The following is a 26700-nucleotide window of genomic DNA, read 5'->3' as shown; positions in this document are numbered from 1 at the left end:
CCCGCCGAAGCGGGATAGTTTAAAGCCAGGGTAATTGCGATTGGCCACGCTCAGGGTGGGGTGGTGCTTTGGTTACTTGTCCTGGGTGCATGATGATACCTGCAATGCTTTCATGTGATTTAAAAGTGCAGCCGCAGTTAATATTTTGACATTGATGATACCGTTCTTTTGTCTCTTTTGAGATGTAACGGCTAGATCTGGCATGAGAAGCGTTCTGGCACAAAGGGCAATGCATCATGTGTTCACCAACCTGAATGTATTAAGCGCAACGGGATTAAGCGCATTTTGCATAATCAAGTTTGTGTTTGCAATTTATAGTTTAAGAATCTTCCTCTTCATATTCTACGTTCGACAAAAGCACCTCAAATTCAAGACTCGTTGTGTAGCCATTATCCCCTAAGTTATGAATCACCTTGCTGATTATCCACGGCTGCGCATCGATCACCGATTTGAACCCCCTCACTGCAACAGGCGTTTCCGGGTATAGGTCCGCGCGGCCCATGGCCAGGGTTATCGAAAACTCCGCAACGCCGCGCTGCAACTTTTCCCACTTAGCCTGTGCTGCCCGCATTGCCGCCGCTTTAGTGCTGTAAACAGTGGTAATGGCAAAGACATTATCCTCAGACCCTGCCAGATAATCTCCCTCTTTTGCTTCAGGCACTTTTGTTGAAGCGGCTTTGGATTTAACTGCCTTTGGATGTTGCAGCGCACGCAGGTGCTGCTCTTTTTTCTTTCTCTGCAGCTTCACCTTTTTTGGCTTTGGATCTTTCGTATGCAGCCAGCTTGCAGTTACGCCCGTATAAGCCCCGCGATCTGCAATGCTGAAACTGTGCCGGTCGCCGTCCTGACGCGTTATAGTCATTTGAGGGATGGGCTTGCCGCTGGCAGTTAATCCGTTTCCCGGCTTGATAAAAAGCAGTTTACCCGCCTTAATGGCGGCAACCGCACCGTTCAGCGTTGCAAGTCGGGTCAGGAATTTCGCATCATTTTCCTGAGTCTGATCGATATGGCTGATTTTGATTTTCGCCAGCCCGTCAGCAACCGTCGCCTTGAGCTGATTGCGTTCTGCAATCTGGCTGACAATTTCGCCCAGGGTAATATCGTGATAAGAGTTTTCACGACGGGAGTTAAGCGTGCCGCGAAAATCCACGCTCCGCGCCCTGATGGTCAGCGTATCGGGTGCGCCGTGGTGCTCCACCTCATCAACGGTAAAACTGCCTTTACCGATCAGCGCCGAGCTTTCCCAGCCAAGCGCCAGAGTTATGACCGCCCCCCGAGCCGGTAGCTGCATTTGGCCGTCCGCATCATCCAGTTCAATATCAAGCTGATCGGCTTCAAATCCCCGATTATCCGTCAGTGAGAGTGAGATCAGGCGAGGCCGGATATTTGCCGTTATATCTTGATTGCCAATAGTCAGCAGGAAATCAGGGGTCAGTTGAGCGCCAGCCCCTACAGGTAAACCGGTTATCATCCGAGAATCCCTCCCAGCCCTGACAGCGCGCTGCTGGCTGCAGAATTAATCTGGCTCTGCAGATTGCCAACACCGCTAATCAGCCCGTCAGCCTGCTTTTTCAGATCCCCAAACATTGAGATAAGCGATTCATCAACCCGCTTCAGATTGACGGTAAAGCTGATGTTCCTGGCTAAGCCATCCGAAAAGAAATCACGGTGAGTCTCTGAAAAGTCCTCGACCACATACATGCCGTAAATCGTGCCGTTCCCGCCAATTAGGGGCCATGCCCGCCCCTCATCAGCCATTACCTTTAAGACCAGAAGGGAAACCGTGCCGCCGGTAATTTCAGGGCGTAGCTCTCCCGACAACGTTATTTTTTCATCACCAACGCCAATAAACTGCGAAGATGGGCGCAGGCCAACGCGGCTGTTAGAGGGCCAGCGGTAATTAACCCTGCGCTGCATTTCCTGATAGGGTAGGGTCTGACGCATAAACACCATCATGCCAAATACCATCATCATGATTAATCCTCCCATCCCATGCGGCTACGTTGTTGAGCCTGAGTCTTTCGCTGCTGCCGCTCCTGATGTTGCGCCATAAGAGCCAGGGCATCATCTTTGGACATACCCGGATGCATGTGAATATCGTACTGATAGCTGTTTTGACTCTGATCGCTATACCCGGCATTGGCAGCAGGTGCCGTGACTGGCCGGTAAGCTGCGCCGCCCAGTGCGATATTACGCTGCAACCCGTCAGCCACCATTCCCGCGCCGCCGGTCGCCACTGTGTCAGGTGACGGTACTTTGTCTTTCAGTCCGTCTGATTTAGTATCAATAATGCCCAGCTTTTCCAGCACCCAGTCAATACCGCTTCTCAGCTGATCGAGCGCCTGTCCTGGAATTTTCAGACCTTCTGCCAGCATGTTGCCAAACTTTTTACCCATATCCCCGGCAGTGGCAAGCTCTGCCTGCGTTGACTTCACCGGCTCCAGCAACTTTCCAAACCAGTCCCAAAGCTCTTTAACTTTATCCGTCACCCAACTGAATACAGGCTTCAGACTGCTGAATGAATCACTGATTGGCCCGGCAGCGGCAGTAAATCCTTCAGCCACACCCCCAATGAAAGCCTTTATCGGTTCCCAGTATTTACGGATAAGCAGCGCCCCGGCCACCACGGCGGCAACAACGGCGATAACAGGGAAAGTGATTGCACCCAGAGCGCCCGTTATCAGCCCTCCAACAACCGTGAACGCGGTACCCAACAGGCCAGTCCCGGCGATCAGGGCATTGATTCCCAACATAACCGGCCATGCCGCCAGCGCAAGTGCACCAAAAGCGCCGACCAGGATAAGGCCAACCGTTGCCGCTTTTGCAATGCCTCCCGCCAGAGCCGGGTTTTTCTGTATCCAGTTATCTACCTTCAGCAGAAACTTGGTCGTGTCCTGAGTCAGTGCACGCAGACTGGTGTCAAGCTCATCAAACAGATCGGTACCAATTGCCTCACTGGCTGACTGAAACTCCTTAAAGTCGCCGCCGAGGTTGTCCTGCTGTACCTTGACCAGTTTCTCAGTGCTCCCATTTGAGCCCTGGAAGGTTTTGGTCAGACCGTCGAGCATGCCGTTTGATGCTGCGCGCATCAGCGTGGCCGCAGACGCAGATGCTTCCTCACCAAAGATGGTTTTCATGTACTCGGCGCGCTGTGCGGTGCCGAGTTTATTTTTATCAAAGGATCCCTGCATTTCCTTCAGAATGGTGAAGAAGGGCCGCATATTTCCTTTGCTGTCGGCTGTCTTTACGCCCAGCTCTTTAATTGCGCTGTATGCCTGACCGGTGGGTGCCTGCAGGCGTGACAACATCGCCCTGGCTCCGGTTCCCGCCATGCTGCCGGTAATACCATCTTTAGCCAGGGCGCCAATGATTGCCGTGGTCTGCTCAACGCTCACGCCCGCATTTTTCGCTACTGGCGCAATATACGTAAGGGCATCACTCAGCCCGTCAAAGTCTGCTGCGGTTTTGTTCAGCGTTGATGAAATCACATCGCCCAGGTGCGCGACTTCACTGTTAGCCATACCAAAGGCGCTTTTGGTACTCATCAGCAGCTTGGCACTTTCTTCCATCGTGCGGTTGTTGGCGAGTGACATATTCAGCGTGACCGGCGTCGCCGCTTTAATGTCGTCAACGTTGCCGCCAGCTTTGGCGATGATGATTTGTGCATTAGCCGCGTCGCCAGCCGAGGCGGCGGTATTATCCCCAATCTGTCTGGCCTGAGTTCTCAGTGACTGAAACTCGGGCGAGGTCTTATCAAGACCAAGCGTTGCCTGCAGGGTCGAGTTGGACAGCGCAAAGTCATAACCTGGTCTTAGCAGTGCCGTACCAGCCACGCCGCCCACGGTTGCGGCACCGACTGCAGCCGCGCCGGAATTGCGCACCTTACCCGCGAGTTCCTGCCCGGAACGGTATCGTTCGCTGATACGGTTAAGCTTTTCCTGTTGCTGGCTGAGTCGCTGCAGCTCCATCTTCTGACGGCTGAGTGATACGGTGGCCTGCGCTGAGTTTGTTTTGAGGCGTTGCTGTTCACTGCTCAGGTTTTTGGTAGATATGCCAGCCGCATTGAGCGCTTCGCGCTGCTGCTGCACGGACAGGCGCAGGCTGTTTGATTTAGTCTGCAGTTCGGCGGCAGCGCGTTTTGCGGCTTCCAGTGCGCGGGCCTGCGCAGTTGTTGGACGCTCCGTGTTTTTGAATGCCAGCGCCAGCGCGGCCGCTTCGTCTTTTGCATCCTTCAGTGCGCGCTGAGTGACGGCAAGCTGCGCACTGGCCTTTCTGAAACCGTCAATTTTCGCAGCCTGCTGATCGAGTGCCTTGATGTTCGCCTGCGTTTCACGAATTGAGCCGGAAAGGGATTTTGTTGCGGTCTGTATTGCCTTAAAAGGCCGGGTCGCCTGGTCCACGGCCTTGAGCAGCACCTGCAGCTTCAGGTTATTACTCATCGGGGGTTACTCCGCTACGGATCATCGCTTTATGCCGCCAGTCGAGAAGCTCAGCCAGCGGCAGGTCGTACAGTTCAGAGGGGGGCCAGTGGAATATCGTGGCAATGTCGGCCATCAGGTCATTGACCGTCAGGCCGGCAGGCCAGTTTACTCGTCCGATTTCGGCGACAAAAAACCAATCACCTTGCCTGCGATCACAATCAAATCAACCGGGTCCAGTGCGGCGCAGTCGGATTTGGTCAGGGGGGGAATGGTGATGCGGGGCAGCACGGTGATCAGCGCGTCCACGTCCGAGCCCGCAAGGTCAGCAAGGCGCGTGCCACGCAGTGCGCCGGAGTTGGGCTTAATAAGCTCAATGCTTGAAATAACCTGATCGCCACGGGTAATCGGGGTCTCCAGGGTAACGACGTTTTCTTTGTTTTCCATTTCAGTTCTCAGATTTGTTGTTCAGAAAAAAGGACCAGCACCGCAGCGCCGGTGCCGGGATTAAACGAGGCCGATGTTTTTGCGGTGCTGCTCCAGCCGGTCAGTGCCGTTTACCTTCTCAATCATGTTCACGGTATCGATCTCGATCAGCTCTTTACCGTTCCAGGTTATTTTGTAATAGGTGCACTTGGTGGTGATTTTGGTTTCGGTATCCTCGCCCTGTTTGGCTTCGCCAAAATCAAACTGCTGATGCTTGCCGCGCATCTCCACTTCAACAGCCACCGTCTCGGCGGTGTCGTCCCGCTGGTAAGAGCCTGCGAAGCGCAGCGGCACGTCACCGGCTCCCCATTGCGTCAGCACCAGGTCATCAATGCCGCCAATCGTCCATTCCAGATCGAGGGCGTCATCTTCCAGGCCGTTATCAATATGCGCCGCGCCGTTCATGCCGCCGCCCCGGAACGGGTCCAGCTTGCGGGCGAGCTTTGGCAAAGTGAGCGAGGTCACAACGCCCTGGTAGCTGTTCGCATCGTTGAAAAGATTCAGGTACTTCAGTTTCTTTGGCAGTGCCATGGGTCAGGCTCCTTAGCTGTTAACGGCGGCAGCGAAGTTCACCAGATAGCTGTCGGTGATGCGCTGGCGCAGGGTGAGGTCTTCCAGCGGCGGCACTGGCGTGTAGTCATAGTCAATAAAGAGCTTGCCCGCTTTGAGGGTGTCCTTATCGTTGGCGGTGACGTCCGCAGATAACAACCAGCTCCGGGTCTTCCTGGTACCACGGCTCGATCATGCTGTTGGTTGCGTCCATCACCAGTGCGTCAAGGTTGGCATAGTCACCGGCTTTGCCGACGCGGACTTTAGCGGAGATAACCTCTCCGTCTTCACCGGTGATTTTGCTCATTACACGCTTTGGTGCGTTGGCGCGGTACTTTTGCAGCCAGCCCACGGCGACATCCTGCAGCAGCGGGTTAGCTGCACGGTTAGAGGTTTTGGCGCGGGCAATCCCGTTGAAACCAGCCATGATGCGATCCAGCGCCTGACGCTTGATAATCGCGTCACGCAGGCGGGCCTGAAAATCTTCATAGCGCGCCCACAGATCAAGCTGGTTGTAACGAATGTGGAAGTCGTAGTTGGTCTGGGTACATTCGTAACCGTCGGCGGTCAGGTCTGAAAAGTCAGCCGTTTCACGCTCGTCACCGCCTGCGGTGTCCGTGGTGCTGGCAATCGAACCGGTCACGCCGATGCCGATTTTTTCCCCTTTCATATCCACAACTGGGGTGATGTTGATGCGGGTCAGGAAATCAGAAGACTCCTGCACGCGGGTCATCAGCGTCTGACTGACGGACGGCTCTACGGAAAATTTCTTGTCCATATCGCCGGTGTCCACGCCGTTCAGCTCGGCCAGGCGGGTCAGAAAGGCGTTAAATTTAAAGCGGGTGTTCTGGCGCATTGTTATTCCTGTAATCAGAGATTGGGTAAGCCGTTCTTTGCTGCCATAGGGCAGCGGTTAGCAGTCGGTTTCCACGGACATTTTGCCGTCGCCACCGCTGGCACGCGGACGGCGGTTAAAGTTACCGTCGGTCTTCTCAAGCTGCTGGGTCAGCGCGTTGACTTCACTGCGGCCGGTCGTGGTTTCCTGCTCCAGCGCGTCGAGACGGTCAGAAAGTTTCTTTTCAAGCGCGGAGAACTGAGATTCAACTTTTTCACCGGCGCCCTGTACCTGCTCGGCAATCAGGGTGACGGCGGCGTGCACGTCGGCAGACTGTGCGTCACTTCCTTTTTTATTCGCAGAGAACATCGCACTGATGCGGGCCATAAGGGACGGCGCGGGATCGGCTTCCTCATAGAACTCAATCGGGGTTTCTTCGGCGGCAGTAAAGAGATTGCCTTTAGCCTGTTTGCGGGAGGTCAGCGGGTTTACTGCAGCACTCGCGCTGAAGCTCAGAATTTCCGTGCCGAGACTTGCCGGATCGTCGGTCACAGCAAGGCCAACCAGATAGGCCTCACCGGTGTCAGCAAATTCGGGATTCACTTCAACGGAGGTGTAGATTTTCTGGCGTGCTTTCGACATAGCGATCAGCTCGTCGGTGGGGTCGATGTAGCCATAAAGTGCCAGCTTACCTTTCAGTGGACCGTCCGCGATTTCTTCCGCTTCAACAGACGTCACATCGCCAAATCGACGAAAAGCGCTGTCGGCAGAGTAACCACGGATGTGCTCCATATTGATGCGGGCACCGTACATTTCCGGGTTGTAGTTTTTCGCCATCTGCGAAATCCAGTCGCGGGAAATTACGCGTCCGTCGGTGGTTGCGCCTTCAGTTGCGATGCGAAAACGCTTTGCTTTAGTTGCCATTAATCAGGCTCCGGTGAGTGGTTGGTTCAGGTCACGGCCAGTTTCACCACGAACACAACGCCACTCAACGAAAGCCGGTTTGCTCACTTCTGGCACAACAGAGAGAGCGCGCAAGGCAGGGCGGGCCTCGGTAGCCTGATGCCATGAAAACGACACCGACAACCATCATCAGCGATCCCCGCCGACAGGCCGCACTGCTTTACTGGCAGGGATTCTCCGTGCGTCAGATAGCGGAAACGCTGGGCCAGAAAACGCCAACCGTGCAGAGCTGGAAGCTGCGCGACGCATGGGAAGACGTTGCGCCCATCAGTCGCGTTGAAAACAGCATGGAAGCCCGGTTGATTCAGCTCATCATGAAAGAGGTGAAAGGAAATGGTGATTACAAAGAAATAGATGCGCTGGGGCGGCAGATTGAACGGCTTGCCCGCGTCGAACGGTACCGCCAGACCGGCAGCGAGGCCGATCTCAATCCTAACGTGCGCAACCGCAACCGGGGCGAGCGCCAGCCGGTGATTAAAAACGAGTTCAGCGAAGAGGCCACGGACAAACTGACTTCGCTGTTTATGGATAACTGTTTTGAGTATCAGCTGCACTGGCACAAGGCCGGGCTGGCTCACCGTATCCGCAACATCCTCAAATTCCGCCAGATTGGCGCGACGTTCTACTTCGCCCGCGAGGCGCTGATTGATGCTCTGGTGACGGGCCGCAACCAGATTTTCCTCTCAGCCAGCAAGGCGCAGGCCCACGTTTTCAAAAACTACATCATCGACTTTGCTCGGCAGGTTGATGTTGATCTGAAGGGCGATCCGATTGTGCTGCCAAATGGCGCACGCCTGATTTTCCTGGGGACCAACGTGCGCACGGCGCAGAGCTACACCGGCAACCTGTATCTGGATGAATATTTCTGGATACCGAAATTCCAGGAGCTACGCAAAGTTGCCAGCGGTATGTCGCTGCACAAGAAATGGCGAACCACGTACTTTTCCACGCCGTCGAGCCTTTCCCACAGCGCCTATCCGTTCTGGTCCGGCGAGCTTTTTAACAAAGGCCGGCGCAATAAGTCAGACCGGGTTGAGCTGGATCTCAGTCACTCGCATCTTGCAGGCGGCGCGCTGTGCGCTGACGGTCAGTGGCGGCAGATTGTTACCGTTGAGGATGCGCTGACCGGCGGCTGCAATCTGTTTGACCTGGACCAGCTCTCGCTTGAATACAGCCCGTCTGAATACCAGAACCTGCTGATGTGCGAGTTTGTGGATGATGAGGCCAGCGTGTTCCCGTTCGCTGAGCTGCAGACCTGCATGATCGACAGTCTGGAAGAGTGGACCGATTTTAACCCCTACGCGCTGCGCCCATTTGATTACCGTCCGGTCTGGATTGGCTATGACCCGTCCCACACCGGCGACAGCGCTGGCTGTGCTGTTCTGGCCCCGCCGCTGGTTGCGGGCGGCAAGTTCCGCGTGCTTGAGCGCCATCAGTGGCGGGGCATGGACTTTGCCGCGCAGGCCAAATCCATTAAAGAGCTGACGGAGAAATATACCGTTGAATATATCGGTATCGACGCCACCGGCATCGGCCAGGGTGTGTTTCAGCTTGTCAGGCAGTTTTTCCCGGCAGCGCGGGAAATTCGGTATTCGCCCGAGGTGAAAACCGTGATGGTGCTGAAAGCCAAAGACACCATCAGCAGCGGGCGCCTGGAATATGACGCGGGCAACACCGATATCACGCAGTCATTTATGGCTATCCGCAAAACGATGACCGCCAGCGGGAACCGTTCTACCTATGAGGCCAGCCGCAGTGAAGAGGCCAGCCATGCTGATGTTGCCTGGGCAATTATGCACGCGCTATTAAACGAACCACTCACCGCCGCCGATGGCGGCCAGAGTCCAAACTTTGTGGAGTTTTACTGATGATGAATACCAGACACGGCGCGCCGGAAATAACAGGGCTGAACCCTTTTTTCCCTGAGCTGACTGAGAGCGAAATAAAAGAGCTCTCAGTCAGGCTGAAAGGGAAGCTTTCACCGGAAAGCTTCCGGAAAGTTTTTGTATGCACTTTCAGTGGTGAAGTTTCTGATTCAGGTGGCAAAGATGAGTAAGCGCAGGGGTCACAGGGCATTTGAAAATCAGTCTCAGCAGGTACAACCTGCCCCGCAGCACGCCGAGGCATTTAGCTTTGGCGAACCGATCCCGGTGCTGGATAAGCGCGATATTCTGGATTATGCCGAGTGCATCAACAACGGGCGCTGGTACGAGCCGCCGGTCAGCTTTCACGGACTGGCAAAGAGCCTGCGCGCCGCCGTTCATCACAGCTCGCCCATTTACGTTAAGCGCAATATTTTATTGTCCACTTACATACCGCACCCGATGCTTAGCCAGCAGGAGTTCAGCCGCATTATTCTGGACTATCTGACGTTTGGAAATGCCTTCCCTGAGCTGCGTAAAAATGCGCTGGGCAACGGGTTCAGGCTAGAGTGCTCACCGGCGAAATATACCCGGCGCGGGGTTGAGGATGAGGTTTACTGGTTTATTAACGACTGGCAGGACGCGCACCGGTTTGAACCCGGCAGCATTTTCCAGTTGCTGGAGCCGGACATTAATCAGGAAATATATGGTTTGCCTGAGTATCTCAGCGCGCTTAACTCAGCGTGGCTGAATGAAGCGGCAACGCTTTACCGCCGCAAGTACTACCAGAACGGCGCGCACGCGGGTTATATCCTGTATATGACTGACGCCGCTCAAAGCAGCAGCGATATTGAGCAAATGCGCAAGGCGATGCGCGATACGAAAGGTGTGGGCAACTTCCGCAACCTGTTCATGTACGCACCCAACGGCAAGCCCGACGGGATTAAGATCCTGCCGCTAAGTGAAGTTGCAACGAAAGATGATTTTTTCAATATCAAAAAGGCAAGTCGAGATGATCTATTGGCGGCGCACCGTGTTCCACCACAGATGATGGGGATTATTCCTGATAATGCTGGCGGATTTGGTGACGTTGTGAAAGCGTCGCAGGTGTTTGTAAGAAATGAGCTGAGTCCGCTGCAAGAACGCATGAAAGAAATTAACATATGGCTTGATGAAGACATAGTAAGATTTAAAGATTATAACTTGGAGTAAACGGAGATAAGGTGGCTGAATTTAGCCACCTTATTATTACGGATTAACTGTCAATCTCGAATGACCTAAATATAGTTTCTCATCCAATATGTAATTTCTTAGTATTTTTAATCTTCTATAATAAGCCATTATTGCTCGCAACTGTTGTAATGGATGCGAACCAATTTCATCAAACTTCTCTTGATATTCTTTCCACCCAAAGAAAAGAATGAATAGCCTAACTAACTTAGATAATATTAATGTAACTTCATTAGGGATATTGCTTAGATCGATGCCGCCATCCTCATCAAACCCTGATAAACCTTGAAGTTTGAGATAGTCTTTGGTCACCTTATAAAGCTTTTCCAATCGATTGAAAATATGTTCATTTTCAACTCTAGATGAAACTTCCTCAACGCTCTGGGCTAATGCGGGAAGTAGGCTTAATTCGATGTGTCCCGGTGAACTAAATTGTAGAGATTCTATTTCAGGTTGGTGGATGACAGGGATTGTATTTTTTAATCCTGTAAAAATATTCACAGCAGATATTCCGCCAGTCCAACTCCCAAATAATTTTTTCATTGTTTCTCGAACGTGACTTCTATCTAAGTGAGCCAGTCCATAATGGAAAGAATAAAGTTGGTCATAGACTTTAGGGATAATTGATAAATCATTTATAAATAATTGATTATCTAATCCCAACATATAACTAGACGTTCTTTCATTTTTCAATGATAAGGCTTCAGGAGTGCAAATTTCTTCATAAAGATATGAGTCTTCATCTGGCATGTAGTCAGCCGGGAAGTCAGATACTAGTATCTTATTTATTACCTTTCTTCCGCTTTCTGCAAAGTGATTACATATATATATGTAATGGTTTGAAGTAATCGTCTCTCTCAAAGAAGTTTGTTGTGTTAAATAGTCATCAAGCATCTCTCGCGAAACCGGAACTAAACACCAACGATTAGCTCTTTCCGAGTTATCTAACCAAACATACAATGCATCTTTGTAACCAGCTCCACGAAATAACGATAATAGTGGACCATCGAAATCAATCAAATCGGCATACCAAGAAAACTCACTAATCTCAGATGCATAGACTCTTTTGCTATTTAATTTAATCATGGTAATTTACTGGTAATATTAAAGTTATTGGGAAAAGCAGAGCTAACATAAGGATGAAAATCAAAGTGTCCGGCATGATTAGGCGGAGTACATTCCCCATCATTTGTTGTTACAAAACCGTGTGATAAATGATCACCTATAGCTTTTTCAATGTTTTTTATACTTTTCTTCAACTTACTATAGGCTTCAGTTGCCTCTGGCTCAGACTCATACATTGATAAAGCCCACATTGCACAGGCTTCATAGTCGTTCTTTGCCACTCTCATTGGACTCCTACGTGCTGGAGGCCAAAAGCAGTTAGGTGTATGCGGATTCAATGTGAATCTCCAGCAATCTTTGTTGAGCGGCTGCGCGCAAGCTGGAGGACATTGAGGAAGATTACTGATACTTGAATCATACTCGAAGGCAACGACGCCTGATGGAACAACAGGACTACTAACACTTGCGTTTATAGAGGTATTCATATGATTTTGTTGATTATTATTTGGATTAAACATGCCTGCTGCTCCTTCAGACCCATTTGGAAAATTGCTGATTTATTGTAATTTACACAAATAATATATTTAAAATAAAATTTGGCTAGTTTTTTTAATATTCTAAAAAACTAATTTTGTGATTATGAAAGACTCACCATTTTTATGATTAAATTTTAACCTGGCTAATGTATGACGTTCAGTCAAGCGCGCAATGCTATCCCCGCCACGCCTGCCCGCTTTAGTGACCTCATTTCATGCAACTGCACGATCCTCTGAAAGCAGCGTCGTACATGGCGTGGGGGAGGGTATAGATCCAAGTTTCCCGCATGCAGATCCATGCAGTGTACGCATGCATGGCTATAGGCCACCACTTCGGGTGGCCAAAAGCGGGTCATAAAGTAAAGCGGAGGAGGCGGAAACCGGTAAGGCCTTTAACTGTTCCTAGGCTTAGTTTGTGTTGATGGTAGAGGGTGAATTCAACTTGCATTGCAATCCCCACCTAGGCTAATTAGCCGAGTAAAAAAGGCCATCACTATCTTCATTGCATGGCTGCGAATTAGTCAGGTCAGCAATGATGGTTAGTGCCAGCTCATAATCGGTTGGTTTGCAGTTCGCTATCAACGAAACCTCGGCAATAAAACGTACGCACGCCATTTTTTTATGCATGGCGTTTACTTCGTCCAGCTGCATATTCCCTCCCTATAAAAACACTGTGTTTATATACAGTATCATGCCGCTTTAGTGGATTGAAAGGATTTTGTTAAGATGATCCTTAACTTTTACCCTTATGATTATCCTGATAAATATTGTTCTACCACAATATGTTAGCTCGCAGCCCTTGATATGCCTTAACCTGTGCTAGTTGAGAATGCCCATGATTTCATGTTGCGGCCATTACACGCAGATCATGAAGTCTGGCTAACAGTTCTGTGAATGAAATCGGTCTTGGTGCGCGGAACAGCTCTCCATTACTGGCGCTTCGACACCATTCCCCTGCGATTTTAGTTTCTACGCCGCTGATAAGACGCGTAGCTAACCCACGGCTGATGGTTTCACCCGTCAATTCTCTGATTTGGTCGATTACCCTGGCGCATGCAGCTTCCACTTTGTCGGAGCGCCTGAAGGTTTTTGCCGCTTTCTCCGGTCGTTCACTAGCCAATCTCCTCAATAAACGGCGCCGTTCTATCCGGGGCAGATGGTCAAAGTCCATATTTAGCATAACGTCCGGCTGCGTCAGATCCTCACATCCCGATCTCCCCGTACAGTTATTGACAGAACTCCGAGAGGGCGCATTCGCACCCTTAAGGTCAACCGCCAAATCAATGGCCCGCTTCGCTACAATCTTCCATTGCGCGAGACGAGTTAAAATTGGTGTGTCCTCCCCTACGGATGTTGCATACACGCCTTTGATACGCAGAGTTTCCTCGCCGTATTCGTTGCGGTCTTGAGATGCCTGATACCATGTGCGCACAGCCAGATCGTCATGACGAACAAATGGCCCGCCCTGAGCATTAACGTATTCGGCCCAGTCACCATCATCGGCAGCATCATGAGCGGCAGCAAATTCAACACTGAGGCCGTGAGCGGTTTCGCTGTCTTTCATACGGCGTAATTCGCGGTAAACCGTGACCGGCGCACCGCCAACAAACTGAAACTGGCGAATGTGCCACCGTGCCGCCCAGGCTGAAACGGCTGGCGCAGTCTCTTTCAGCTCTTTGCCACTCTCATCATCCAGCTCACCATCAAGGGCGTATCCGTCGATGTTTTTGGAAATATATTTAGCCACATAGCCCGTCGCACTGCCTTTATCGGGATCGATGGCTTCCGCGTGAAAGCGGGCCTTGCGGGCTTTATCCGTAGTCAGTTCATCACTCTCTTCCTGATAGGCGTAATCACGCAGGATTTGACGTACGCGGTCCACATTTTCTGGAAGCATAAACATCAGCATGTGCCAGTGAGGCGTAGCGTCATGATGCGGCTCAGCCACGCGAATGCCGAAGATGCGAATATCTTCACGATGCAGTTTTGCGCGGACTTTCTGCCAGACATTGCAAAGATAGCGCTGGGTCTCTGCCGGGCTGGCGCCATTCCATTTACGGTTGCGATAGCCGGTTTTGATAGTGGCGTGATACCGCGATGGTGCAGTGATGGTATAAAACTCCCCCACAAAACCCATCTCGTTACAGATATCCTCAAAGCCACGAATTCGGGTCATCAGCTCACAACGGCGGATCGCGGGGTTAGCAACGCTGCCATCATATTTCTCAATCAGGCTGATGCGGTTGCCTTCCTCGTCTTCCAGCTCCATTCCTTTAAGAAATTCACGGGTGCGGCGTTTCTGTTCACGCCATTCGATAATGGTCATGCTGCTGGCATAAGGGGTGTGTTTTTTGCTGACGTTAGCCAGGGCAATCTGGAGATGTTCCCGCCACGATGCAGCGATACGGCGTAGCCGGCCTTTCCACCATTTTTCCATCTGCATACGCATAATTGCGGGGGTAACCTCTTCAGGGTCAAAGAGTCGAGACGTAACTTTCTCCCAAAGTGGAGGCGTCTGCTTAAACTCCCTGGTGATGGTTGCTGCCATCATGAAGATACGGTGAGTGTATTTGTATTCTGATTCATCGCTCTCCAGGCCATGTGCCTGAACTATTTCAGCCAGAATGAAGCTGGCAACATCACCGGCCAGCAGATCAACATCCGCACGGGCCATTTCTGGAAGACGGTTGAATCTTCTCATCAACTCCCAGAGAGTACCGGCGGCGGTTACTGCCCGGCTGTTATCGCCGGCGTTCTCGGTGAGCGTCATAAACGTACCCTGTTTCATTTCCCCCAGACGATACTGCGCGTTCACCAGCTCAAGGCGTGGCAATGTCCGCTCTACGAAGGTTTTCGTTAAGTAAACATTGGCCCGCTGAACACCATGTTCTTTTTCCAGCTCATTCAGACGGCGGTTAACATCGATACGGACAAGGGCGGGCTGCGCTTCCAGTAATTCCCGCGCATGCGAAACAGCCGCAATCAGTTGATCGCGGCGTTGGATTTGGTCATAGGTGAGATAAGGACTACTAATAGCCTGCCGTGGTGCGTTCCACGGCCAGGCGTATTCTTGAGTCATGCAAACTCCCCGTTCACAGGACCGGGGTATACAGCAGGATTAGCATGTTGAATCTGCGTTCCTGCGGGACGGCTGACACAGATAAGTTCTTCAGCGCTCTTACCTTTACCAGCGGCTACACCAATGCTGCGCGGGGCTGTGATCTGATGAAGGTCAAACTGGCGATACAGGCTTTTAACCAGGCGGGTGTGGCTGTTGGAAGCGATGACCGGATGGCGGTTAGCCACATCACTCAGGACAGATGCCAGCTCATACTGTTTATCTTTTCCAAAGCCTCCACTGTGATAATCCGCAAAGGTGTCATCGTATGGAGGATCGCAATAAACCACATCGCCAGCTTTAAGCATGTTCAGCGTTTCAGTAAAATCAGCACAAATGAACGTTGCCCGTTTTGCTTTTTCTGCAAAGGCTTTGATTTCTTCCAGTGGAAAGTAAGGCTCGGGGTAATTACCAAAGGGGATATTGAAATTGCCCTTATGGTTATAGCGACACATGCCGCGATAGCCATTGCGGTTCAGATAAAGGAAATAGGCAGCGCGTTCCAGCAATGGCAACCCAAGATGATGATTAAATGCTTCGCGGATTGAGTAATAACTTTCCTGCGTGCGATTTTCCGCAAATGCCCGGAATGCCAAAATAATGAACTGCCGAGAGTTATCTTTAATTTGACGATAGAGGTTAATCAGGTCTGGATTAACGTCCGCCAACAGATACGCCGGATAATCAGTGTTCATCATCACAGCACATGAACCCGCGAAAGGCTCAACGAGGCGCTCACCCGCCGGCAAGTGTTTAGTAATCTCAGCAATGATGCGTGACTTACTGCCAGCCCACTTCAAAACGGTGTTCATACTGACGCCCCTCTGAAATGAGAAGCGTGCAGCTCCTCGACTTGTTTACAGGTCACACACAGCGTCACACCAGTGAGTGCCTTGCGGCGTTCTTCGGGGATCGGTGCTTCGCATTCTTCACAGAAGAACGCGCTAATCTGCACAGGGCGATTGATCACATTTGCCAGGCTGCGGGCCAGATTCTCAGCCTCGCGCTGCTGCGCTAAATCCATTGAATCAGCCATTAGTGCAGCTCCTGCGATTCGTGCTCAAAACGCAGAGCCTCTTGACGAAGGAGTTCGGCCACATCTTTGTGGTTCATCTCCTTGCGGGTAATAACAATTGCCAGCGCCTCAAGACGGATTGAAACGGCCAGCGCTTTATCCTTTCTTTCTTCAGAACGGGCTTCTGTCAGTAACTGATTCAGGTGCAAATCATTGGCTGACGGCATGACTTCTGATTTATTCATTGCGCTTCTCCTGATTGCGGGCAAAAGAATGCCCGGCGTGTTTACGCCATTGATTTTGAGATTCGTTATTTATTCAGATAAAAGACTGTCTGCGACTGAAAAATGACGGGGAAGAATACGGCCCCAGCGACACATTTTATTCATTGCCCTGATAATCATTTCGCGCTGCGATTCAGTGAAACTTTCGAATGGTCTGCCTATTTCATCCTGCTTGAATGTTGCCGGGCGCTCGCGATTAGCCAGGGTCATTACGCAGAATTTAAACTCTTCATTCTGGCGGTTGAAATAACGCAGCGCCGGGTTGTCATTGTTCTTACGCATTCTGCGCCACGCCTGCTGAAACTCGCTGAAAGACATTCTCTCAACGGTATCAACACGGGCATGCACAAGGTGAATCTGTGTGAATGGTTTTGCAGGTTGCTCGGTTTTTATTGCCAGTCCGGTGCGCCCCATATTATGCCCCTACCTTAAGAATGAATTTGAACGATGGCTTTTGTTTCTTTGTCAGCCCACGCAGCAGAGCTTTCTGCTCATTACTTGGATGCCAGCGCTTTCCGTCTTTCCCCATAATCCAGCCGTGTCCGTAAGCAGGTGACGGATTCTGGCGCTTAAGCAATGATGCAAAGGAAATCATATTGTTCACCTCAGCTCAGGCCAATTGACGCGCCTATCCCGCTGATTGCATCAACGGTGCTTGCAAGAGTCGGGTTTGACTGGACACGCGCATGAACGGTTAAGCCGATAAGCGACAGGCAGCGAATGCCTGCGTTAACGTTTTCCATGAAAGCGCTTGTGCGTGAGGCTGTCATTCTTTCGCCAGATACTGCGGCGGCTGCAACTTTCCCCAACTCGGCAGTTGCCTGCATAACGTAGTGCGTCATGCGCTCGGCTTTTACTTCATTCATTGGTACGGCTGGCAGGCATTTCATCTGCGCCAACAGGCCATCGATCAGCGTGGCATCTTCAGTAACGTCGGTCAGCATTGCGATTTCTGGTGCAGTAAGCTGATGCGCTTGATCGGGGTTCAGCTTGTTACGTAAAGTCTGCTGATTCATGCCTACCTTGTCGGCCAGCTCACGGATGTTGTGGCGGGAGACAAAAGCCCGGCAGGCATTTTCATAGTGCGATTGTTGGGAAACCTGAAAATCAAACATGGAGTTCGCTCCTTTAGCTTGCATAATCAAGTTAAGGCTTGATGTAGCGGCAGTTAAGAGCGTGTTGGCGATTTTTCTCGCGCCACGCAGCCACGTTAATCAGGGGGTTGCCATGTTTTGTCATGGTGGTTTCCTTAACTTCGCCTGTTTTCTTATTCTTGCGGTTTTGCGTGTAAGTCGTTGAAGGAGTGGGAGCGAGTAACACAACGCCATTGGCAATCCATTTTTCTAATACTGACTTGCTTATCCCGTTTGCTGCAGCAAAATCCTCTTTGGACATCGTTGCAGAGGTGTTTAATACCATTGCCTTTTCAACAGCGGCATTCACAGCTGCACTGAGCACAGGCATTAGCGCAGATGTAATATTAGCGATCAGTTCAGGTGATTGTTTTAAGTCAAATGCGTTCTGGCTGTTTGCATTTTGAGTATGCATATCGCAGTATCTCCTTTGGGGCGTTTCGTTCTATGGTGTTTCATGTGGTGTGAGTGCACTTTAGATCGTAAAAGCGATTAGGTAAATGATTATTTATCACCTAGTGGTGTTTTTTATGATTGATGAGATGGGTAAAAGTACCGAAGTGCTTGAAAGATTGATGTCTTCTTATGGGGTCAAAACGCAAAAAGAGTTGGCTCTGGCATTAGGTATACCTGCCAATAATATCAGTGGTTGGACTCAGCGTGACAGTGTTCCGGGTAACTCGATCATTAAGTGCGCCCTGGATACAGGGGCCGATTTGCAATGGTTAGTAAGTGGCGAACTTGCAAAAGCAAACTCTGATGCTCCGCATTCACTTGGTCAAGGTAAAGCTTTATACGAAGAAATAATGTCCAACGGCGGTAAGCCAGTTCTTCGCAGAATTCTGGATGCATATGGCTTTACACTGCAAAAACAGCTTTGTGATCTTCTCAAAATATCATCTGGCACCGTAAGCACTTGGGTACGGCGTGATTACTTCCCTGGCGATGTTGTAGTTACATGTGCGCTTGATACTGGTGTTCCTTTGTTATGGCTTGCCACAGGAAAGGGGATTAATGTTGAAAGTAACGATAAAACCATTACCGCCTCTTTCATTCCTCGTAAAAACTTAACGGCGGGGGTTCTTCAGGATGCCGCCAGTTGGAATATTGACTTAAGTTTTATCCCACACGCGATGATCGAACCGCTATATGTTTTCAGCAATGTCGGATCATGGATTGTTGACACTGGGGTCACGGAAATTAGCAATGGTCGCTGGCTACTGGGTATTGATAATAAATTCGACGTTTATGATGTTGCAATGTTACCTGGGCGAAAAATTAGCGTATCTAACAAAGCGTCAAGTTTCACTTGCGGTGCTGAAGAGGTCAGTGCTGCAGGTAAAATTGTTTTAACAATGGATTATAATTTCTAAGAGGGTAGGGATATGCCAACAATATTAGCACTGTTAGGTTTGATTTTAGGTGCGTGGTCTGTACGCAGTATATGTATAAAGCAGCAGAGCAATTCTAATAAATTCTTTAAGTCGTTATTAGCTGGTTTTTACTTCTTAGCTACTGGCGGTTCAGCAGCTAATGATGATAACCAATTTCCTGCGATAATAATAATGCTCATAATTGGCGGCGTTATACAGCTGTATTGCAATTACAGATATATAGAACCAAAGGAAAGCTATATTGATGCTGCAAATGGGCATAAAAACAGTCTAGGTTTCTTTAATGATCAAGTTCAAGACGAAGCTCAGCAGTCTTATCGCTCCAAAAACTATGCAAAAGCTTCAAAATCAAAAGGCTTAAATGATGTTGCTTTCAACTATGTTAACGCTGAAGGTGTAAGTCGCTTCCGTGAGGTTGATGTCAAAAGTTTTGATGGTCAGTACCTTGAAGGTTACTGTCATGCTGCCCGAAAATTCAGGACGTTCCGTCTTGATCGCATTGAGGGTGACATTATTTTGCGGGGTACTGGCCAGTCGATGGATCCTTATGAATGGGCAACAGAGATTGAGGCCTGAAATAGATTAGCGGAATTTACTTTTAATAGGAAATATGATGTCGCAACAAGCATGGTCTTTTAAGACAATCAAACACGAAGATTTGAGATATCATGGTAATAATGGTTATGATGATGACTACTCTAAAAATTATCGCTACGATAATGATGTAGGTAATCATAAAAATGTAAAAGTCGGTGATTTAGTGATTATTACCGATAGAGATGTAGTTTTGGGAGTATCATTAATTACGGAATTAAAAACGAGTCCAAAAGTGAAATCTAGGAATAAATGTCCATTTCCGGGGTGTGACGCAAAAAAACTGGTTCCTCGAAAAAAATTACTTCCCCTATGGAGATGTAGTAACAATCACAAATTTGATAAACCTCTAATTTTGAATGTCAATGCTACTGAGTTTACAGCGGAGTATGGTACAAATTTCAAAAAAATAGATTTCATTTCTATGGATCTACTTAAAGAAAATACTCTTAGATATAATGGTCAAAGCTCAATCCAAGAAATTAATTTTGAATGGATTGATACGTTGCTAAATCTGAATAAAGTTATAGATCCCACAATTGGTAAGCACGATGCCGACGACAATGTTGAGCGTAATTGTAATGATGAAAGAAAAATTTTAGAAAGAAGCATAAAGCAGAGGCGAGGTCAAAGAAAATTTCGCGAAACTCTCCTTTCAAAAAATCCACGTTGTGCTATTACAGGATGTGAGCTGGTTGATATTCTCGAAGCTGCTCATATTGATGCTTATAGGAATAATACACATAATCACATCAGCAATGGAATACTCTTGAGATCTGACCTTCATACTCTATTTGATTTGAATTTAATGGCTATTGATCCAACAAGTCTGACGGTGCACTTTTCTAAACTGGTGAAAGAAAAATACTACATGACATTCGAAGATAATAAGATAGAAATCAAACATTCTTTATCTACTGCAGCTTTAGAAGAAAGATGGGCATCCTTCATTTTGATGCTGTAGCCATTCAATCGCCATTGTTTAATATAATCTTTCGAACTAAATGACTGAGTTTAGTATGGACATCTGAATGAAAATGAAACAACATAAAATGACCACATTTTCTCATAAAACATCATTATTTTACGGCAGATTAAATAACTCGCAGAAAACGCTAGTTAATCTAATTGCTTTAATTTTGATCTGCACAATATTCAACCATATTCTATCACTCGAAACCATGAGAGCCTTACTCCTAATAACAATGACATATTGGACTTATGCCGTTTCAGCTGACGCGATAAGAATTCATAAATATCTATATGAAACGACGTTAGGTAAAGCTACCCTATTACTAGGGTTAACTATATGTACGAATTTCGCCGTATGTATAGCAGGACTATTAATAAACCAGATCACCAGCGTATCACCAACAAACTTTCCGCATGCACTAATATTATCCTCTATTGCATTCATACCAGCCTTAATATCAATCGTACTTTTCTCTCTATCCCTTATAGCTATAATTAGCTTACCCATTTGGTCCTGGTTTTTTATATACAATGATAAACTTAAATCAATAATATTCCCGGGATACAAAATAAATGAAGAGAACTTCCTATTTAAGACAACAATATTCTTGAAAATAATATCATTGGTAATGTATGGCTCGTTTGCATATCATTTTTCATCATTGATTTATATAAAGTCTGAAAATTCAATTAAAAGCACAATCACCAATTTTATTTACCAATATGAAATGTTCGATAAGAACCCTTGTTTAAATGTTACTGATGGAAAAGTTTCTTTTATTAGCGATGACAAGGTTCTATATTCAGTTAAATATGAAGATGATTACAAATTTATAGTTCGAACTTGTGACTATGGAGATAAGAAATAAGTTACATAATTGTCTAGTCCGTCAATGTGACATCGTAGTCATTTTGTAGCAATCTCACCATCTAAGTGATTGATATTTATAACCATGATTAGTATTCGGTCTGTTCTTCTGCCATAAGGCTCTTTCGAGCAAGCAGAATAATGAAAAATTCCTTGCTGTAGTTCAATCTATTGAGTCGTAGTTGGCGCTACCATAGGCGAATATAAAAAATATCAAGGAACTTCAGTGGCTTTAAATGGAAAGTTTTTACTCAACGGAGCAGATATAGCGCCATTATCTTTTCCCGGGGTAGGTACATTGATGGCATTCTCCGGCAATGGTGCTTATAAAAACCGGGGCGGTTGTGGGAAACATCCGGGAGATGGTCCAATCCCCGAGGGGCGATATTGGATCGTAGGACGAGGCAGCGGTGGCCCCGTTTCGAAAATAATTGCTTTTTTTAAAGACACTTACAACAAATACCATAGCGGCGCGGAGTTCGCCCGTTCAGAATGGTTCGCGCTTTACCCTAATGACTGGAGTATTGATGATTCTACATGGATAGAAGGAGTCAAACGCGAGCATTTCAGGCTACATCCGGGCGTTTTATCAGACGGCTGTATAACACTTGTTAGTAACGCTGATTTCCGCACACTCCGCAATGCCCTGATCAATACCCCGCAGATTCATGTCCCGTGCATGAAAGACCTTATGGCCTACGGCAAGATCGAGGTTGTCTGTAATGGCTATAACATTTGCTCGTAGAATTGCCCATCTGGTTTGGTTTGTGCTGTTGTGCTACATCGGGGCGAGATTAATAGATCCTGCTAAGTTTATCAGCCTCGAAACTACACAACATTTTGCAGAGTGGCTGGATGGGAATGTAAGCCAGGAAAACTTTGATGATTTATGGGCCCTGGCTTGGGTTATTTGCTCGCTAGCATTCGCCATGGTCTGCTACATAGCCACAATTCGAATAATCAGAAAAATACGCCGATAGCTGCATGTTTTTTCAAACAGTTTTTCGCTCGTTCCACGCATCGGCAAATTTCACGTTACCGTCTACGTAGTGCCAGGTGATTTTTTCGTAATTGAGGCTGACGTGTTCTACATGGTTTAGCTGTGAACTGGATAGCTTCGTGTTAGGAATAGAGCTGTTTACACTCGTTACCTTAACGTTTTCCAGAAGTATGATGTAATAGCAAACCTCTTGCCCCGCATCATTGATTTTATAAAAACGGATTTCAGCGATTTGCAGCGCCTGCCCTGTAGCAGCTGCACGATTGAGATATGGAGAAGAACTATCAATTTCTTTTTCAAGCATCATAGATGAATGCTGGCGGGTACCGGTGATTTTACCGCTCGCAGCATCAACTGGCAGCGTTAAGCCGTGGGATAAACCGATAATTTCAATGCTGCCTTCACGATCCTGAACATCAACAGACCCTTTAATGTCTGCACCGCCGTCGTCCTTGAGCCACATGTTAGCAGGGATTGGCATCTATATATCCTTTTGTTTGATAAAGATCGTATTTTATTCTGATTAAGTGAACCTGACGTTGGCTTAGATCATTCAAACCGTCAAAATAAAAGGAAATTGTTATATATCAGTAATTTAATTCACAAGCGTAGTTTTATACATGATTGGACCTCAAACCCTGAGTGAAAATTAGTCTGGCTCCAGAGGGGAAAGTTATTCGTTATGGTAAGCGTACGGCAGATCCCCGTGAAGGAAAGGGGATGTTCCGCTATGAAACGGATATTTATAAACTACGCTACGATAGGCAGCGTCGTGAATACGTCCATCAGAAATACAAATTTGAAGTAATAGTCAGGGAATCAGACTGGACCATATCTCATTTTAAATATTTTCATTAGCTGACAGGGAAATTTCCATGTTTGATATCAGGAATGAAGAGTTTACATTCGCTATCGATCCCTTTGAACGCATAGTGGATAACGAAGCCGATCCAGTTAACCATCACTGGGACTGGATACAGTCATGGGTCGAATTTTCGGTTAGCGGCCTGAAGGTAGCGTTCAAGACAGAGTTTACCGTCGGTGAACTTAAAATGCTCAAAAAGGAATTCTCAGCTTTTCATCAGGCGATAATCAATCAGCAGAAACTCAAGCCGTTTAACTATCGGAGTGATATCAATCAGCTCGACATGATACTGACCAATGAAAATACTATTGATAGCGTAACTATCAATTTTATTCTTCGCCCAGAGCCCCATGCTGACAGCGTTCAGGTTAAAGGCAGTTTTGGTCTTAATGAGAGCTTTTTCCCTGACATATTGAAAAGGCTGGATGAAATGATTGATTGGGAGAATTAAACATTCCATTTTAATCAATTGATCTTAAGTCCACGCTTCGTCTGCTATGTGTTCTGGTATTTTTGAGGGATGAACTGACGCCGTTGCAGTAAAGGATGAAGAAGGTTAATGAGGGGATGGGAGAATATTCGATCGCGTTCCAGCCATACACGCTGGAAACATCAGCGACAAATTGAACCCATAATGCCTGCTTTTGCAGGCGATGATCATTTACCCAGCCAGCTAACATGTCAGCACAATCGGCCGCGTTTACCTCAGATTTAAGACTATAGTCAACGAATTTCCGATTATTCCGCACGAAATATGCGCTTTCTCTTGTTAATCGTGCGTCAAGGCTCTACCCTCAGGAGGCAAGACCGATACACGACAATTGCGTCCGTACGTAATGGCCTGGAGCCAACCTGATGAAAAGTGACAAAGAAATTTCGATTGACCAGTTTACCGATGCCGAGAAAGAGCTGGTTCAAGCCAAAGTGAAGCATCTGACGCTTAAACTGGCGCATATCGCCAGCAAGAAAGAGGAAAAAGAGATCCTGAAGGAAGCTAAGCGTTTGGTGATGAAAGATCGCGTAGTGAAGGAGACGACTAAAGCGGTTATCGCCAGCAAGCCTCGCAAGCCTGCCTCTGCGAAAGAGAGTGAGATTAAAGAGTATAACTGGTCGGCGTCGCTGCGCAAAAACCCGCGGGCCCTGAAAGCCAGGTAATCCCGTTATCGTTGCGTCAGGCGTGAATCACTCTGATTCACCGCTGACGCTGCCCCTGGCTTTATCCCACAATAATCAGGTGCACCAGTCTCGCCAGCCCCTCAATCACCAGCACGCTCCCCACGGTAATGACCGCCAGCAGGCAATAAAACTGTTTACGGCTGCTCATAAGCTCATACTACCCTCGTCGGTAAACTGCCTACACTGTAGGAGGTTAATCTTAAACATACAGTCAATAATTTCCGGAAATGTTTGGGCGGTCTCATTATGATCTATCAGTCTCTTAACGGTGAAAGCTGGCGACATATCTATATCGTCGGCGACCTGCACGGCTGTCGGCAACTGCTGGATGAAAGGTTGCGTGAGGTGAATTTTGATTATTCTCAGGACCTGCTGGTCGCCGTCGGCGATCTGATCGACCGGGGGCCGGACAGTCTCGGCTGCCTGACGCTGTTGACTGAGCCGTGGTTTCGCAGTGTAAGGGGTAATCATGAAGAAATGGCGATCGCTGCGCTGACCGTTGGACAGCACAGTTCGTGGATTCGAAACGGTGGCGACTGGTTTTATGAGCTGAGCGGGCCGGGCATGATCGAGGCAAAGCATGCGCTGAGCCAGTGCCGCCTGCTGCCGCTGATCCTGCATATCGTGCAGGGCAGCCGCATTGTCGTGGTCGCTCATGCCGATTACCCCGCCGCCGTTTACGCCTGGGGGGCCGCGGTGGATGCCACCGACGTGGTCTGGAGCAGGACCCGTCTTGAACGCCTGCAAAACGGAACGGGTGCGGAGATCCGTGGGGCGGATGCCTTTTATTTTGGTCATACGCCCCTTGATACGCCGCTTCACGCTTTCAATCAGCACTATATAGATACCGGTGCTGTTTTTGGTCACTCGCTGACGCTGGCGCAGATACAGTAAGCCATCAGGATGAGAAAAGTTTTCCGTCGCGCACCAGATCGCGCGGATAATTATTTTTTATCCGGCTTCCCACCTTTTTAGCTATGCCGACAGGCTGATGCTGGCAGGTGACCAAAATTTCACTTCCCGGCAGGTCCCGTTCCGGGTAGATATCCCGTCCTCTGTACCACTCTTCGGCTTCGGCAAGCGTCAGTTCGAAGCGGTTGGTGGCGTGCGGGTTCGCCAGCGCAATCACGGCTTCATGCTGCCAGCGCCAGCCTTTAGGGAAGGTTTCTGCCAGCCTGATGCCGATACGTGAAAACCGCACTTTACCCAGCAGGGATTCTATCGCCTGCGGAAAGAGCCACAGCTCCTTATCGCGCTGCCACAGGCTGTGTGTCGCACTGTTCCATACCAGTCCCGCTTTTGCTGCTGCCGCGCTGATCTCCTGCTGCTCCCGGTTTTTGACCGGGGAGAAGGGGAGTTTGCCGACTTTATAGCCCGGCGCGGGCATCGGCGGAACGCTTTGCAGCTTGCGCAGGCGCGCCACAAAAAAGCCCTCACTGTCGAAAATCTGCGGGAACACGTGCAGAAAACCCTCCGGCGTAGCGGCGCGCTCTGCGCCCGCGAACAGCCCGTTAAGCGGCTCAATCGCCACCGCGTCGGGATATTTGGCCATCAGCCAGGCGATGACCTGCTGGTTTTCACTCTGATTCAATGTGCAGGTGGAATAGACCAGCGTGCCGCCCGGACGCAGCGTATGGAAAGCGCTGTCGATTAAATCGTACTGGGTGGCAGCAATGTCAGCCGTGCTTTCGGGCGACCAGTTGCGCAGTGCATCCGCATCCTTACGGATAACGCCTTCACCCGAGCAGGGCGCGTCCAGCAGTACCGCGTCGAAGCTTTCAGGCAGGGCCGGGCCGTATACGCGACCGTCGAAATGGGCAATCGCGGTATTGCTGACGCCGCAGCGGCTGAGGTTGGCATGCAGCACCTTCACCCGGCTGGCAGAGTACTCGTTGGCCAGCACGGCGCCCCGGTTACCCATGCGGGCGGCAATCTGCGTGGTTTTGGAGCCGGGCGCAGCGGCAACGTCCATCACCCGCTCGGGCTCTGGCATGCCGTCAAACAGCGCGGTGACCGGCAACATTGAGCTGGCTTCCTGAATGTAAAACAGGCCAGCGAGATGTTCCGCCGTGCTGCCCAGCGGCAGGGCATCGGCGTCTTCCCGTGCGATCCAAAAACCTTCTTTACACCAGGGAATGGGCGTCAGTGCCCAGCGGTACGGTTCAACCAGCAGCAGAAATGCCTCGACGGTGATTTTTAACGTATTGACGCGAATGCTGCGACGCAGCGGCTGCTGGCTGATAGCGATAAAGCGCTCATAATCCGCTGCATCGGGCAGCAGGGTGCGCATCTGGTCGAGAAATGACTCGGGGAAATAGACTCGGGAAGATTGGGACA

The 26700-nt window shown here is 49.2% G+C and carries 31 protein-coding genes and 2 pseudogenes; 10 read left to right on the top strand and 23 right to left on the bottom strand.

Annotated elements, in window-relative coordinates:
• Window positions 1–19: 19 nt before the first annotated feature.
• The 10 genes and pseudogenes from AAGR22_RS12480 to AAGR22_RS12435 all read right to left on the bottom strand — a co-directional run bounded on the left by AAGR22_RS12480 (window position 20) and on the right by AAGR22_RS12435 (window position 7212).
• Window positions 20–238 (bottom strand): DNA-binding transcriptional regulator, encoded by a 219-nt coding sequence (locus AAGR22_RS12480; protein WP_103058276.1) that lies wholly within the window; start codon window positions 236–238, stop codon window positions 20–22.
• Between the two features lie 81 nt (window positions 239–319).
• Window positions 320–1471: a phage late control D family protein gene (locus tag AAGR22_RS12475; RefSeq protein WP_345827795.1), complete on the bottom strand. Its 1152-nt coding sequence runs from the start codon at window positions 1469–1471 to the stop codon at window positions 320–322.
• Window positions 1468–1974 carry a phage tail protein gene (locus AAGR22_RS12470; RefSeq protein ID WP_345827794.1) on the bottom strand — a complete coding sequence of 169 codons (507 nt, stop codon included), beginning with the start codon at window positions 1972–1974 and terminating at the stop codon, window positions 1468–1470. The genes AAGR22_RS12475 and AAGR22_RS12470 overlap by 4 nt, the downstream gene beginning before the upstream one ends.
• Before the next feature lie 2 nt (window positions 1975–1976).
• Window positions 1977–4439 carry a phage tail tape measure protein gene (locus AAGR22_RS12465; protein ID WP_345827793.1) on the bottom strand — a complete coding sequence of 821 codons (2463 nt, stop codon included), beginning with the start codon at window positions 4437–4439 and terminating at the stop codon, window positions 1977–1979.
• Window positions 4432–4554, bottom strand: coding sequence for a GpE family phage tail protein (locus AAGR22_RS12460; protein WP_345827791.1), 123 nt, complete (start codon window positions 4552–4554; stop codon window positions 4432–4434). Before AAGR22_RS12460 ends, AAGR22_RS12465 begins: the two co-directional genes overlap by 8 nt.
• Before the next feature lie 32 nt (window positions 4555–4586).
• Window positions 4587–4865, bottom strand: a complete 279-nt coding sequence (locus AAGR22_RS12455; protein WP_345827790.1) for a phage tail assembly protein — start codon at window positions 4863–4865, stop codon at window positions 4587–4589.
• Window positions 4866–4925: 60 nt separating this feature from the next.
• The gene (locus AAGR22_RS12450) at window positions 4926–5435 is read right to left on the bottom strand and encodes a phage major tail tube protein (protein ID WP_345827789.1); all 510 of its coding nucleotides are present in this window, start codon (window positions 5433–5435) and stop codon (window positions 4926–4928) included.
• A 12-nt stretch (window positions 5436–5447) separates the two neighbouring features.
• Window positions 5448–5591: pseudogene (locus AAGR22_RS12445) on the bottom strand (phage tail protein); the annotation flags it as partial.
• 4 nt (window positions 5592–5595) lie between these two features.
• Window positions 5596–6309, bottom strand: a pseudogene (locus AAGR22_RS12440) (P2 family phage major capsid protein); the annotation flags it as partial.
• Between the two features lie 57 nt (window positions 6310–6366).
• Window positions 6367–7212, bottom strand: a complete 846-nt coding sequence (locus tag AAGR22_RS12435) for a GPO family capsid scaffolding protein (protein ID WP_345827788.1) — start codon at window positions 7210–7212, stop codon at window positions 6367–6369.
• Between the two features lie 143 nt (window positions 7213–7355).
• On the opposite strand from AAGR22_RS12435, the gene AAGR22_RS12430 reads away from it, so the two are divergent.
• From AAGR22_RS12430 to AAGR22_RS12420, 3 genes are read left to right on the top strand one after another with little or no spacing between them, the layout of a single operon-like run.
• Window positions 7356–9119, top strand: coding sequence for a terminase ATPase subunit family protein (locus AAGR22_RS12430; protein WP_345827786.1), 1764 nt, complete (start codon window positions 7356–7358; stop codon window positions 9117–9119).
• Window positions 9119–9307: a hypothetical protein gene (locus tag AAGR22_RS12425; protein WP_345827784.1), complete on the top strand. Its 189-nt coding sequence runs from the start codon at window positions 9119–9121 to the stop codon at window positions 9305–9307. Before AAGR22_RS12430 ends, AAGR22_RS12425 begins: the two co-directional genes overlap by 1 nt.
• Complete coding sequence (locus AAGR22_RS12420) at window positions 9300–10325, top strand: phage portal protein (protein ID WP_345827783.1); 1026 nt, start codon at window positions 9300–9302, stop codon at window positions 10323–10325. Before AAGR22_RS12425 ends, AAGR22_RS12420 begins: the two co-directional genes overlap by 8 nt.
• A 36-nt stretch (window positions 10326–10361) precedes the next feature.
• Here the strand turns inward: AAGR22_RS12420 and AAGR22_RS12415 are convergent, their stop codons facing one another.
• The 11 genes from AAGR22_RS12415 to AAGR22_RS12365 all read right to left on the bottom strand — a co-directional run bounded on the left by AAGR22_RS12415 (window position 10362) and on the right by AAGR22_RS12365 (window position 17909).
• Window positions 10362–11429, bottom strand: coding sequence for a DUF6575 domain-containing protein (locus AAGR22_RS12415; protein ID WP_345827782.1), 1068 nt, complete (start codon window positions 11427–11429; stop codon window positions 10362–10364).
• Window positions 11426–11926 (bottom strand): hypothetical protein, encoded by a 501-nt coding sequence (locus tag AAGR22_RS12410; protein ID WP_345827780.1) that lies wholly within the window; start codon window positions 11924–11926, stop codon window positions 11426–11428. Before AAGR22_RS12410 ends, AAGR22_RS12415 begins: the two co-directional genes overlap by 4 nt.
• Window positions 11927–12409: 483 nt before the next feature.
• The gene (locus tag AAGR22_RS12405; protein ID WP_345827779.1) at window positions 12410–12595 is read right to left on the bottom strand and encodes a hypothetical protein; all 186 of its coding nucleotides are present in this window, start codon (window positions 12593–12595) and stop codon (window positions 12410–12412) included.
• A gap of 190 nt (window positions 12596–12785) precedes the next feature.
• The gene (locus AAGR22_RS12400; protein ID WP_345827777.1) at window positions 12786–15023 is read right to left on the bottom strand and encodes a replication endonuclease; all 2238 of its coding nucleotides are present in this window, start codon (window positions 15021–15023) and stop codon (window positions 12786–12788) included.
• Window positions 15020–15874 carry a DNA adenine methylase gene (locus AAGR22_RS12395; protein WP_345827776.1) on the bottom strand — a complete coding sequence of 285 codons (855 nt, stop codon included), beginning with the start codon at window positions 15872–15874 and terminating at the stop codon, window positions 15020–15022. Before AAGR22_RS12395 ends, AAGR22_RS12400 begins: the two co-directional genes overlap by 4 nt.
• A complete protein-coding gene (locus AAGR22_RS12390) occupies window positions 15871–16098 on the bottom strand; it encodes a TraR/DksA family transcriptional regulator (protein ID WP_151038074.1) in 228 nt (75 codons plus the stop codon). Before AAGR22_RS12390 ends, AAGR22_RS12395 begins: the two co-directional genes overlap by 4 nt.
• Window positions 16098–16322, bottom strand: coding sequence for a DUF2732 family protein (locus AAGR22_RS12385; protein ID WP_345827774.1), 225 nt, complete (start codon window positions 16320–16322; stop codon window positions 16098–16100). Before AAGR22_RS12385 ends, AAGR22_RS12390 begins: the two co-directional genes overlap by 1 nt.
• Window positions 16323–16391: 69 nt before the next feature.
• Window positions 16392–16643, bottom strand: a complete 252-nt coding sequence (locus AAGR22_RS12380) for a hypothetical protein (protein ID WP_345827773.1) — start codon at window positions 16641–16643, stop codon at window positions 16392–16394.
• Window positions 16644–16776: 133 nt separating this feature from the next.
• Window positions 16777–16956, bottom strand: coding sequence for a phage filamentation protein Fil family protein (locus AAGR22_RS12375; protein WP_345827772.1), 180 nt, complete (start codon window positions 16954–16956; stop codon window positions 16777–16779).
• A gap of 10 nt (window positions 16957–16966) precedes the next feature.
• Entirely contained in the window at window positions 16967–17476 is a 510-nt protein-coding gene (locus AAGR22_RS12370; protein WP_345827771.1) for a phage regulatory CII family protein, read from the bottom strand.
• 31 nt (window positions 17477–17507) lie between these two features.
• On the bottom strand, window positions 17508–17909 hold the full coding sequence (locus AAGR22_RS12365; protein ID WP_345827770.1) for a hypothetical protein: 402 nt from the start codon (window positions 17907–17909) through the stop codon (window positions 17508–17510).
• A gap of 115 nt (window positions 17910–18024) precedes the next feature.
• Between AAGR22_RS12365 and AAGR22_RS12360 the strand changes: the two genes are divergently transcribed.
• The 4 genes from AAGR22_RS12360 (at window position 18025) to AAGR22_RS12345 (ending at window position 22067) form a co-directional block, all read left to right on the top strand.
• A complete protein-coding gene (locus tag AAGR22_RS12360; RefSeq protein ID WP_345827769.1) occupies window positions 18025–18867 on the top strand; it encodes a phage repressor protein CI in 843 nt (280 codons plus the stop codon).
• Between the two features lie 12 nt (window positions 18868–18879).
• Window positions 18880–19464, top strand: coding sequence for a WYL domain-containing protein (locus tag AAGR22_RS12355; RefSeq protein WP_345827768.1), 585 nt, complete (start codon window positions 18880–18882; stop codon window positions 19462–19464).
• Between the two features lie 37 nt (window positions 19465–19501).
• Window positions 19502–20446: an HNH endonuclease signature motif containing protein gene (locus AAGR22_RS12350; RefSeq protein ID WP_345827766.1), complete on the top strand. Its 945-nt coding sequence runs from the start codon at window positions 19502–19504 to the stop codon at window positions 20444–20446.
• A gap of 1102 nt (window positions 20447–21548) precedes the next feature.
• Complete coding sequence (locus AAGR22_RS12345) at window positions 21549–22067, top strand: DUF2778 domain-containing protein (protein ID WP_345827765.1); 519 nt, start codon at window positions 21549–21551, stop codon at window positions 22065–22067.
• Between the two features lie 247 nt (window positions 22068–22314).
• Here AAGR22_RS12345 and tssD read toward each other — a convergent pair whose 3' ends face one another.
• A complete protein-coding gene (tssD, locus tag AAGR22_RS12340) occupies window positions 22315–22803 on the bottom strand; it encodes a type VI secretion system tube protein TssD (protein WP_345827764.1) in 489 nt (162 codons plus the stop codon).
• A gap of 394 nt (window positions 22804–23197) precedes the next feature.
• Between tssD and AAGR22_RS12335 the strand changes: the two genes are divergently transcribed.
• From AAGR22_RS12335 to AAGR22_RS12325, 3 genes are all read left to right on the top strand, one after another.
• Complete coding sequence (locus AAGR22_RS12335) at window positions 23198–23638, top strand: hypothetical protein (RefSeq protein ID WP_345827763.1); 441 nt, start codon at window positions 23198–23200, stop codon at window positions 23636–23638.
• A 404-nt stretch (window positions 23639–24042) separates the two neighbouring features.
• Window positions 24043–24342 (top strand): hypothetical protein, encoded by a 300-nt coding sequence (locus AAGR22_RS12330; protein ID WP_067701214.1) that lies wholly within the window; start codon window positions 24043–24045, stop codon window positions 24340–24342.
• Window positions 24343–24609: 267 nt separating this feature from the next.
• Entirely contained in the window at window positions 24610–25257 is a 648-nt protein-coding gene (locus AAGR22_RS12325; RefSeq protein ID WP_345827761.1) for a metallophosphoesterase, read from the top strand.
• A gap of 4 nt (window positions 25258–25261) precedes the next feature.
• On the opposite strand, the gene rsmF is transcribed toward AAGR22_RS12325, so the two are convergent.
• Window positions 25262–26653, bottom strand: coding sequence for a 16S rRNA (cytosine(1407)-C(5))-methyltransferase RsmF (rsmF, locus tag AAGR22_RS12320; RefSeq protein WP_345831590.1), 1392 nt, complete (start codon window positions 26651–26653; stop codon window positions 25262–25264).
• Window positions 26654–26700 lie beyond the last annotated feature (47 nt).

Origin of the sequence: Erwinia sp. HDF1-3R (assembly GCF_039621855.1) — a bacterium.
GTDB lineage: Bacteria > Pseudomonadota > Gammaproteobacteria > Enterobacterales > Enterobacteriaceae > Erwinia.
Note: the sequence above shows the minus strand (reverse complement) of the source record. Positions and strands in the feature narration are given on the sequence as shown.

What these genes read in the sequence shown, in the direction of transcription:
- AAGR22_RS12460 (WP_345827791.1), bottom strand. Translation starts at nt 4,554, where the DNA reads ATGGCCGACATTGCCACGATATTCCACTGGCCCCCCTCTGAACTGTAC.
- AAGR22_RS12450 (WP_345827789.1), bottom strand. Translation starts at nt 5,435, where the DNA reads ATGGCACTGCCAAAGAAACTGAAGTACCTGAATCTTTTCAACGATGCG.
- AAGR22_RS12475 (WP_345827795.1), bottom strand. Translation starts at nt 1,471, where the DNA reads ATGATAACCGGTTTACCTGTAGGGGCTGGCGCTCAACTGACCCCTGAT.
- AAGR22_RS12415 (WP_345827782.1), bottom strand. Translation starts at nt 11,429, where the DNA reads ATGATTAAATTAAATAGCAAAAGAGTCTATGCATCTGAGATTAGTGAG.
- AAGR22_RS12455 (WP_345827790.1), bottom strand. Translation starts at nt 4,865, where the DNA reads ATGGAAAACAAAGAAAACGTCGTTACCCTGGAGACCCCGATTACCCGT.
- AAGR22_RS12395 (WP_345827776.1), bottom strand. Translation starts at nt 15,874, where the DNA reads ATGAACACCGTTTTGAAGTGGGCTGGCAGTAAGTCACGCATCATTGCT.
- AAGR22_RS12365 (WP_345827770.1), bottom strand. Translation starts at nt 17,909, where the DNA reads ATGCATACTCAAAATGCAAACAGCCAGAACGCATTTGACTTAAAACAA.
- AAGR22_RS12405 (WP_345827779.1), bottom strand. Translation starts at nt 12,595, where the DNA reads ATGCAGCTGGACGAAGTAAACGCCATGCATAAAAAAATGGCGTGCGTA.
- AAGR22_RS12380 (WP_345827773.1), bottom strand. Translation starts at nt 16,643, where the DNA reads ATGCGTAAGAACAATGACAACCCGGCGCTGCGTTATTTCAACCGCCAG.
- tssD (WP_345827764.1), bottom strand. Translation starts at nt 22,803, where the DNA reads ATGCCAATCCCTGCTAACATGTGGCTCAAGGACGACGGCGGTGCAGAC.
- AAGR22_RS12420 (WP_345827783.1), top strand. Translation starts at nt 9,300, where the DNA reads ATGAGTAAGCGCAGGGGTCACAGGGCATTTGAAAATCAGTCTCAGCAG.
- AAGR22_RS12375 (WP_345827772.1), bottom strand. Translation starts at nt 16,956, where the DNA reads ATGATTTCCTTTGCATCATTGCTTAAGCGCCAGAATCCGTCACCTGCT.
- AAGR22_RS12470 (WP_345827794.1), bottom strand. Translation starts at nt 1,974, where the DNA reads ATGATGATGGTATTTGGCATGATGGTGTTTATGCGTCAGACCCTACCC.
- AAGR22_RS12410 (WP_345827780.1), bottom strand. Translation starts at nt 11,926, where the DNA reads ATGTTTAATCCAAATAATAATCAACAAAATCATATGAATACCTCTATA.
- AAGR22_RS12360 (WP_345827769.1), top strand. Translation starts at nt 18,025, where the DNA reads ATGATTGATGAGATGGGTAAAAGTACCGAAGTGCTTGAAAGATTGATG.
- AAGR22_RS12355 (WP_345827768.1), top strand. Translation starts at nt 18,880, where the DNA reads ATGCCAACAATATTAGCACTGTTAGGTTTGATTTTAGGTGCGTGGTCT.
- AAGR22_RS12425 (WP_345827784.1), top strand. Translation starts at nt 9,119, where the DNA reads ATGATGAATACCAGACACGGCGCGCCGGAAATAACAGGGCTGAACCCT.
- AAGR22_RS12480 (WP_103058276.1), bottom strand. Translation starts at nt 238, where the DNA reads ATGATGCATTGCCCTTTGTGCCAGAACGCTTCTCATGCCAGATCTAGC.
- AAGR22_RS12465 (WP_345827793.1), bottom strand. Translation starts at nt 4,439, where the DNA reads ATGAGTAATAACCTGAAGCTGCAGGTGCTGCTCAAGGCCGTGGACCAG.
- AAGR22_RS12385 (WP_345827774.1), bottom strand. Translation starts at nt 16,322, where the DNA reads ATGAATAAATCAGAAGTCATGCCGTCAGCCAATGATTTGCACCTGAAT.
- AAGR22_RS12390 (WP_151038074.1), bottom strand. Translation starts at nt 16,098, where the DNA reads ATGGCTGATTCAATGGATTTAGCGCAGCAGCGCGAGGCTGAGAATCTG.
- AAGR22_RS12350 (WP_345827766.1), top strand. Translation starts at nt 19,502, where the DNA reads ATGTCGCAACAAGCATGGTCTTTTAAGACAATCAAACACGAAGATTTG.
- AAGR22_RS12325 (WP_345827761.1), top strand. Translation starts at nt 24,610, where the DNA reads ATGATCTATCAGTCTCTTAACGGTGAAAGCTGGCGACATATCTATATC.
- AAGR22_RS12430 (WP_345827786.1), top strand. Translation starts at nt 7,356, where the DNA reads ATGAAAACGACACCGACAACCATCATCAGCGATCCCCGCCGACAGGCC.
- AAGR22_RS12435 (WP_345827788.1), bottom strand. Translation starts at nt 7,212, where the DNA reads ATGGCAACTAAAGCAAAGCGTTTTCGCATCGCAACTGAAGGCGCAACC.
- AAGR22_RS12330 (WP_067701214.1), top strand. Translation starts at nt 24,043, where the DNA reads ATGAAAAGTGACAAAGAAATTTCGATTGACCAGTTTACCGATGCCGAG.
- AAGR22_RS12335 (WP_345827763.1), top strand. Translation starts at nt 23,198, where the DNA reads ATGTTTGATATCAGGAATGAAGAGTTTACATTCGCTATCGATCCCTTT.
- AAGR22_RS12400 (WP_345827777.1), bottom strand. Translation starts at nt 15,023, where the DNA reads ATGACTCAAGAATACGCCTGGCCGTGGAACGCACCACGGCAGGCTATT.
- AAGR22_RS12370 (WP_345827771.1), bottom strand. Translation starts at nt 17,476, where the DNA reads ATGTTTGATTTTCAGGTTTCCCAACAATCGCACTATGAAAATGCCTGC.
- rsmF (WP_345831590.1), bottom strand. Translation starts at nt 26,653, where the DNA reads ATGCGCACCCTGCTGCCCGATGCAGCGGATTATGAGCGCTTTATCGCT.